This window comes from Streptococcus sp. GMD1S (assembly GCF_000296875.1).
GTDB lineage: Bacteria > Bacillota > Bacilli > Lactobacillales > Streptococcaceae > Streptococcus.
Window position 1 is genome coordinate 1 of record NZ_AJQY01000251.1, and the last position, 680, is coordinate 680.

At 42.6% G+C, this 680-nt stretch carries 1 protein-coding gene; it reads left to right on the forward strand.

Annotated elements, in window-relative coordinates:
* Positions 1–680, forward strand: a 680-nt coding sequence (locus GMD1S_RS08610) for a TIGR01212 family radical SAM protein (protein WP_000341702.1), incomplete at both ends; no start/stop codon positions are given.

The following is a 680-nucleotide window of genomic DNA, read 5'->3' on the forward strand; positions in this document are numbered from 1 at the left end:
GAAATTGACTTTATGCACCGCAAATGGCCAGATGTTCAGAAGTACTTGGTTTATTTCCAAAACTTTACCAACACCCATGAAAAGGTGGAAGTGATTCGGGAACGTTATGAGCAGGCTATCAACGAGCCAGGTGTAGTAGGGATCAATATCGGAACACGTCCGGATTGCTTACCTGATGAAACAATCGAATATTTGGCTGAGTTATCGGAACGCATGCATTTGACGGTTGAATTGGGATTACAGACAACCTTTGAAGCAACCTCTGACCTGATTAACCGTGCCCATTCTTATGAATTGTATGTTGAAACAGTAAAACGCTTGAGAAAGTATCCCAAGATTGAGATTGTTTCCCATTTGATCAATGGTTTGCCCGGTGAGACTCATGAGATGATGATTGAAAATGTCCGTCGCTGTGTCACGGACAATGATATTCAAGGAATTAAACTGCACTTGCTTCACCTGATGACTAATACACGGATGCAGCGAGATTACCACGAAGGACGCTTGCAACTGATGAGTCAGGACGAGTATGTCAAGGTCATTTGTGACCAACTAGAAATCATTCCTAAGCATATCGTCATCCATCGAATTACAGGAGATGCACCTAGAGATATGCTGATTGGTCCTATGTGGAGCCTCAATAAATGGGAAGTGCTAAATGCTATTGAAACTGAGATGCG